Genomic DNA, 6934 nt, shown 5'->3' with positions numbered 1-6934 from the left:
CGATGCGCCCACACCTTCTTCTCAGCTATCCTCATCGCCGCAACATGCTGCTTCTATCTCAATTAATGAGTCCTGAGCCTAAGCTCGTGGCCTCCGGCGACATAGAGCTGTTCGGCAACAATATCGATGCCAGTGATCATTTCGGTTACGGGATGCTCTACCTGCAGGCGCGCATTCATCTCGAGGAAATAGAACTCTCCTCCATGAACGATGAATTCCACAGTGCCTGCATTTCGATAGTTAGCGGCTCGAGCGATGTCGGCGGCAGTTTCGCAGATTCTCTCGCGCAACCCCGGGGAAAGCGTCGACGCGGGCGCCTCCTCTATGACCTTCTGAAATCTGCGCTGGACCGAGCATTCCCGCTCGAACAAATGAACGACGTTTCCGAAGGAGTCGCCGAGCACCTGCACTTCGATATGTCGTGGCTTTTCGATATATCGTTCGATGTATAGCCGGCCATCCCCGAAGTAGCGCTGCGCCTCACTGCGCGCCTGCGCAATGGCGTCTTCCAAGGTGTCGAGGTCGCGGACGATCCGCATGCCCTTGCCGCCGCCGCCGGCCGATGCTTTAACCAGCAAAGGCCCTCCAATGGATCGCGCCCTCTGGATGAACGAGGCCGGGTCATCTTCTTTGACCGCTGAAGGCACGACCGGAAACCCGTTCCGCTGAACGAAGTTGCGGGCCCGGATCTTGTCGCTCATCAATTGGATGATCTCAGGAGTAGGCCCGACGAAGGCGAACCCAGACTCGACCGCCGCCCTCGCGAACTCCGCATTTTCTGCAAGGAATCCATAGCTTGGGTGAATCGCCCCGACGTTCGCCTCGCGGGCGGCAGCGATGATTTGCGCGGTATCAGGATGGGCCGCGACCGGCGTGCGACCGCTTACGGCAATCGCCATGTCGGCCATTGAGACGGCCGGCGCTCCCGCATCCAGATCGTGGTAGACAACTGCGGAGCGCAGTTCCAACTTGCGCAGGGTCTTGATGATGCGTACGGCAATCTCGCCTCTATTGGCGATCAGAATTGTATCAAAGGGTAATTTTCGCATTCGCCTATTTGTCTAGGTTAGGGGTGAGATTAGATTTCCGGGCCCTTTGTAGTGCTCTCAATCTCCGCATATCGCCTGAAAATTTCCCATGGATCGGGTTCGAAATTCATCCCGCGTTGTCACAACCTCCTTGTGGTCGATCCTTTGATGGCAGGGGTAGCCTCATCCGCAGCATACCGAGCCGGCCGGCCCATCGCTGAGCAGCGGCAATCCCTCAATAGCGTAAGCAACGAGCCCACTTGGGCGCGACACTTGCGGTTCGTGTCATGCCCTCTCTGGTGGGCAGGTGGACGGCAGAGACGGAGCGCGCCTGTTCCATGGGCGCCATTGCGCATGCGTATTTCACTTGCGCCTGTTGGCATGAACCTTCTCTCCATCGGGCTGGCACCCGAGGCATCGAACGAGTCGAATACCGATCCCACCCCTGATTTCACTCCACCATCATCACTTCGGGACATCGAGCTATTTAGTATAACGTCAGCGAACTCCGGCATCCGCGTCGTGACGAAAGTCGTTCGTGGAATAATAGCCGAAAATAGTTGCGCTTTACGCGAAATTATTAGTAGTGTCGTCTGACATTGAGTCGTTTTCGGCTCTTGGCAACAAACTACCGTCTGATTCATCGGTGTATAATCTCAATGATACTCTCCTATACTTGTAAACCAACTGCGGAAGCTATACTGGGAGACGCTGTAAGGCCACACTTATTGTGTCGCGTGACACTTTTTGGGTATCTGCATGCTGATGAAATCACCTTGGGAGCCTTGGATCGCACCCGGCGATGAGCCCGTGTACCAGCGCCTGGCCGCCGCAATCGCGGAGGATCTGGTCAATGGCAAAATCGCTCCCGGATCTCGCCTGCCGGCGCAGAGGGACCTGAGCTACCGACTGGGAGTGGGGTTGGGCACCGTGACAAAGGCCTACGGGCTCTTGGCGCGCCAAGGCCTTGCCTCATCCTTCCACGGACGCGGAATGTTCGTGACGAACAAAATCCTGACCACCAGAAAAATGGTCGATCTAAGCTTAAATGTACCTCCGAACGTCATCTCGGAGAAACTGCTGAGCGGGACGTTGGCCTCGCTTGCCACAACCATTGACGCTGACACCTATGGAGCGTGCACCTTCCCTAAGGGAACCCTCGATCAACGTATGGCGGTTGCGGGATGGCTTCAGCACTATTGCGCCTCGGCCGACGCCGAACGCATGATCTTTTGCAATGGCGGTCAACATGCTCTTTCGACGGCGCTGACCGCACTGGTCGCCCCGGACATTTGCTTAGCAACTGACGAGTTGCCGTTTCCCGGGCTCGTGAGGATTTCACATTTGCTCGGCATTGAGCTGGTCGGAATTGACACTGATCCAGAAGGCCTTCTCCCAGAAGCCCTCGAGCGGATCGCATGCGAGGTGCTTCGAGGAAGAAGCGCCTCGTGCTGTTCACTAACCCAACCGCGCAGAATCCAACTGGCAGGACGATGTCGCGGTCACGGATCAAGGACATTGCCGTCATTTGCCAGCGCCGAGACATATTGATAATCGAAGACGACGTGTACGCATCCTTCGCTGCGCATGATCGCATTTGCTTTCTCGATCTAGCGCCTGAACGAACCTACTACATAAACAGCTTCGCGACGCTGTTCACACCGGGGCTGCGCCTTGGTGTTCTGATTGCTCCATCTCATCAGCTGGACAACTTAGTGCGCGTGCTCCGCGCCCAAGGTGCAACTGACTCTCCAATATCCAGGCTTATCATACACAAATGGATAGCGGATGGGGTGGCATCACATATCTCGAGAACCACAAGCGCGGAAGCGGCTGTTCGCAACAAGGTAGCAGCTTCAATCTTCTCCTCGATAAGCGATGCGTGGATCGGCAGCGGGTTCCACATGTTTCTGTCGATGCGCCACTCTGCGGCAGTCGCACTCGCCAGCGCAGCCCGCGAACGCGGGATAATGGTCACCGATCCCGCGGTCTCTCTGTCAGACGGAAATGATCAAAGCGGGATTCGCCTTTGCTTGGGTGGGCCCAGCCGCCTCGAACTTAGCGCAGCATTAAGGGAGATTGCCACCCTTCAAGTTCAACTGGGGCAGGGGACGAAGGCGACGGCAAAAGACCTCGGGGACAACATGAATGCTTAAAGTGGGCCTGAACAAAAAGGGCGTTTGCATGCCTGAGCCTCCTTTTGTTTCTCTCCCGATTGCCTGGCTGGCCACAAACGTCTTGTGTTCGAATCTGGCATGTCAATTGAGCGTACCAACAGCTTGCTTTGCGGGAGTTGAAGACAACCTCAGCCGAGCTGAAGAACCACCCGTGCCTCAATCGCTCGCAAGGGTTGTGTGGTCTTAACCGCGTCGGAAAAGTCTCATGCGGCTCCAGACAGAAGGGATAGGTGACAATGGATCTCTGCACACTGATTGAACGCAATGCGGCGTTTGCTCCAAACAAGCCTGCAATTCATTTCGACGGCGAGACCTTGAGCTACGCCGCTTTGCGCCGACGCATCGAGCAAGCCGCGCGCGCCCTGAACAAAAAACTCGGAGTCACTAAAGGCGACCGCGTCGCCATCCCCAGCCTGAACCGGCCCGAGTATCTAATTCTTCTCTATGCGTGTGCGCGACTTGGCGCAATTATGGTGCCTTTGAATTGGCGCCTCGCGGTGGCTGAGCAGCTCTTCATTTTGGCCAATGCCGAAGCAAAGGTATTGGTCATCGAGCAGGCGTTTAACAGCCTTCTGCCGCATCTGGCACACACACTGCACGACACGGCGGTCGTCGGTCTGGATTTCGTGCCCCCTCGCGGGACCACATGGGGTAACCTGTTAGACCAAGGCAGCGGCGATAGCCGCTACTCACATGCTGACTTGAGCTGCCCGCTTCTGATCATCTACACTTCCGGCACTACCGGGCGGCCGAAAGGCGCGGTCCTCCGACAAGAAGCGTTGCTCTGGAACGGAGTGATGAGTCAGCACATGCATTCTCTGACGTCGGAAGATCATGTGCTGTCGGTATTGCCGTTCTTTCACGTGGGCGGGCTTAACATTCAGACCACTCCCGCTTTGCACCATGGTGCGACGGTCACTATCCATTCCCGATTTGCGGCAGACGCGACACTTGCTGCATTTGAGCGTGATCGGCCAACGCTGACGGCATTGGTACCGACGGCCATCCAAGCCTTGACCGACCACGTCGGATGGTCGACGGCCGACCTGTCCTCCTTAAAAGCTGTTTCAACCGGCTCGACGATCGTGTCCCAGGCCCTGATCGAACGCGTTACCGCGCGTGGTGTACCGGTCCTGCAGGTCTATGGCTCCACAGAAACGTGTCCCATCTCCGTCTATACGAGGCTTGGGAGTGATCTCTCGCGCGGCGAGTCGGTCGGCCTGACGGGCCTATGCTGCGACGTGATGATCTTCGATGACGCCGGCAAGGAGTTGCCGGCCGGCGCCCTCGGCGAAATTGCAGTGCGCGGCCCGAATGTCTTCTGTGAATACTGGGGCGATCAACAAGCGACCCGCGAGGCATTGCGTGAGGGCTGGTATCGCACTGGCGACATCGGGCACTGCGATGCAGACGGCTATTTTTGGGTCCGCGATCGCAAAAAGAACCTCATCATTTCGGGCGGAGAAAACATCTATCCAGCCGAAGTCGAGCGTGTGCTTGGGGAGCATCCCGATGTCGAGGAATGCGCCGTTGTCGGTCGGCCGGATTCCCACTGGAGCGAGGTGCCGGTCGCCTATGTGGTCAGGCGGGCGGGGGCACGGATCGAGGCGGAAGCATTGGCCGCGCATGTGCAGTCGCAGGTCGCGCGCTTCAAGGTCCCGCGGGAGTTCATTTTCACGAGCGAATTGCCGCGAACAGCGTTGGGCAAGATTCAGCACTCGATTTTGAAAGAGCTTGAAGCGCGATCAAGCGAGCAAGAAGGCAGCAACTGATGATCGGGGCGTCGAGGGAACTGGGCTTCCTTTCCGGTTGCCAGTGGACTGCCATTCAACATGCGCCAAACCGTGTGCTCACGGATGAGCAACGGCAGTTCGCAAAGGCTTGCCGGACTGCTCGATCGCATCCAAGGCGCAGGCGGGGGCTTCCAGCGGTCGAAAACGACGAGCGGGCTGTCGGCAAAAATGGCTTCCGAGCCGATCGATCTAGCAATGACTCGAGCATTGGCCGAGAAGATGGCTTCGGCTCGTTAGGGATTCTGCCGCCAAGGTACATCTTCCGATCATCGTCATCAACGACCTTGATGAGGCTGACCAGATGAACCGGGTCGAGGGCAGCGCGCGCGACTACGTCATCAAGCCTTCGGGTCGAAAAGGCTGGAGACAATGACCCTCAGTTCATGTTGAGTAGGGAGATATTCGCTGGCCGCACGTCACGGTGCCCGGCCGAACGGCGTTTGAAGGTAAAGGGCTGCAGCGGGATCGCAGTCCACGTTTTTCGAGGTAGGAACACTATGAAATCACCGTGGAAATTTCTTGTTCAATTATCGTCGCGGCGACCGGCGAAAGTGCAAGAGCATTCGATTGGGCATGACGCCGATCCCGAGGGTCTCGAAAGCGAAGCGAAAAACAAGTCGGCACTTCCGTCCGATAATCCAACAGAAGGTTCCAGCGCACCTGATCAGGATGCAGACGGCCCGATTGATCAAGTGTCGATGTTGTCGGATAATCCGCCAAGCGATCCCAATCTCACGCAGGCAATCAGCCAACCGATTGACATCCAAGAGGCTAAAACCCCGGCGCCCAGTGAAACCAATCATTCGGGTGCCGAGGGAAGGGCACTGAGGCGGAAAAGCGAGAAAAGCAAAAAGCCCCAAGGACAACCGCGAATCACGCGCCGAGAACGTCCGACGAGAGCCCGCACCCAAGTGGTTGCGCGAAGCGCTGTCGCCACAAATGAGGCGCAAAGCGTACAACCCCCGTCTTCCGGGGATCCTTTCTTCAACGAAGTGGCAATCCTCGACGAGGAAATCAAAGAACTGCGACGACGGCTGGCTCAAAAACTTTCTCTGCAGAACGTTCAGCTCAAAAAGATGCTTGAGCGTTTCGACGTTTCATGAGCCCGCGTCAACGACGCCGGACGGAGATGCTGTAGGACGCCATTTCGCCGGAAGCTGAAACGCTTCACCCGCGAGTTCATCTAAAAAGCTGAATAGGGATCCCGGCGCCAAGCTCGACTGGATCGCTGTCGATCACTGAAACACGGACCATCCGCGTGTCCACGTCATCCTGCGTGGGCGCACCGGGGCTGTGTCTTGATTCGAATGCCCCAATGTTTGCCGCGTTTGTGCGCGACAGCTGGACCAGTGTCAGGGCTCTGCGGATAAGCAGGTGTTTTTTGTTTGGAGCCGACGAGAGGGAATCGGATTTATGAAAGCTCCGCGTGACAGCGGCGTCTTGGAACGCAAGATCAAATGGGCACCAAGGGCATAATTGAGTGGCGGCACGGCGAAGGCTCCGGGAAGAGTTCACGAGATTGAGTGGCAAGCTGCTGTCGGTCGTGCGAGACGATCCAGTTTGCCGGCGGCTGAGTCGTCTTGATGATGGCGCAGATGCAGGACATTATTGACTTCCCGCCCGCGCCCAAGCTGGGACGCGCCTGCACGCCTCGATCCAAGCCGGGCGAGCGAGCAGGAGTTAGAGTGCGAACTGATGTTTATGGGCAAGGGCCGCTGCGCCGTTTGCCACGTCCCGCAGACCGCCTTCATGGACAACAACATGCACGACCTGAACCTCGAGCGCTTCTACAACATCGGCCAGACGGCCAACGATCTCGTGATGTCACCAGATGGTCCGATCAACCCTTCACACTGCGACACTGCGTGGCATCAAGGACGCTCCACCCTATTTGCGCGATGGGCGGCTGATGACACTCGCCGACACGGTCGAGTTC

At 57.3% G+C, this 6934-nt stretch carries 5 protein-coding genes and 1 pseudogene; 5 read left to right on the top strand and 1 reads right to left on the bottom strand.

Features of this window, described 5'->3' with window-relative positions; translation table 11 throughout:
• Window positions 1-62: 62 nt before the first annotated feature.
• A complete protein-coding gene (locus ATB98_RS23440) occupies window positions 63-1049 on the bottom strand; it encodes an ATP-binding protein (protein WP_084435753.1) in 987 nt (328 codons plus the stop codon).
• A 738-nt stretch (window positions 1050-1787) separates the two neighbouring features.
• Between ATB98_RS23440 and ATB98_RS28320 the strand changes: the two genes are divergently transcribed.
• The 5 genes and pseudogenes from ATB98_RS28320 to ATB98_RS30195 all read left to right on the top strand — a co-directional run.
• The gene (locus ATB98_RS28320) at window positions 1788-2579 is read left to right on the top strand and encodes a GntR family transcriptional regulator (protein WP_084435751.1); all 792 of its coding nucleotides are present in this window, start codon (window positions 1788-1790) and stop codon (window positions 2577-2579) included.
• Entirely contained in the window at window positions 2522-3184 is a 663-nt protein-coding gene (locus ATB98_RS23435) for an aminotransferase class I/II-fold pyridoxal phosphate-dependent enzyme (protein WP_066878036.1), read from the top strand. Before ATB98_RS28320 ends, ATB98_RS23435 begins: the two co-directional genes overlap by 58 nt.
• Before the next feature lie 257 nt (window positions 3185-3441).
• The gene (locus ATB98_RS23430) at window positions 3442-4977 is read left to right on the top strand and encodes a class I adenylate-forming enzyme family protein (RefSeq protein ID WP_066878035.1); all 1536 of its coding nucleotides are present in this window, start codon (window positions 3442-3444) and stop codon (window positions 4975-4977) included.
• Between the two features lie 518 nt (window positions 4978-5495).
• Complete coding sequence (locus tag ATB98_RS28315; RefSeq protein WP_084435746.1) at window positions 5496-6101, top strand: hypothetical protein; 606 nt, start codon at window positions 5496-5498, stop codon at window positions 6099-6101.
• 474 nt (window positions 6102-6575) lie between these two features.
• Window positions 6576-6934: pseudogene (locus ATB98_RS30195) on the top strand (cytochrome B6); the annotation flags it as partial.

The sequence above is a fragment of the Sinorhizobium saheli genome (assembly GCF_001651875.1).
Taxonomy (GTDB): Bacteria; Pseudomonadota; Alphaproteobacteria; order Rhizobiales; family Rhizobiaceae; genus Sinorhizobium; species Sinorhizobium saheli.
The sequence above is the reverse complement of the archived record's forward strand: the minus strand, read 5'-3'. Positions and strand labels throughout refer to the sequence as shown.

Excerpts from the sequence above, each read along its gene's own strand:
- ATB98_RS28320 (WP_084435751.1), top strand. The coding sequence starts at position 1,788 with ATGCTGATGAAATCACCTTGGGAGCCTTGGATCGCACCCGGCGATGAG.
- ATB98_RS23435 (WP_066878036.1), top strand. The coding sequence starts at position 2,522 with ATGTCGCGGTCACGGATCAAGGACATTGCCGTCATTTGCCAGCGCCGA.
- ATB98_RS23430 (WP_066878035.1), top strand. The coding sequence starts at position 3,442 with ATGGATCTCTGCACACTGATTGAACGCAATGCGGCGTTTGCTCCAAAC.
- ATB98_RS23440 (WP_084435753.1), bottom strand. The coding sequence starts at position 1,049 with ATGCGAAAATTACCCTTTGATACAATTCTGATCGCCAATAGAGGCGAG.
- ATB98_RS28315 (WP_084435746.1), top strand. The coding sequence starts at position 5,496 with ATGAAATCACCGTGGAAATTTCTTGTTCAATTATCGTCGCGGCGACCG.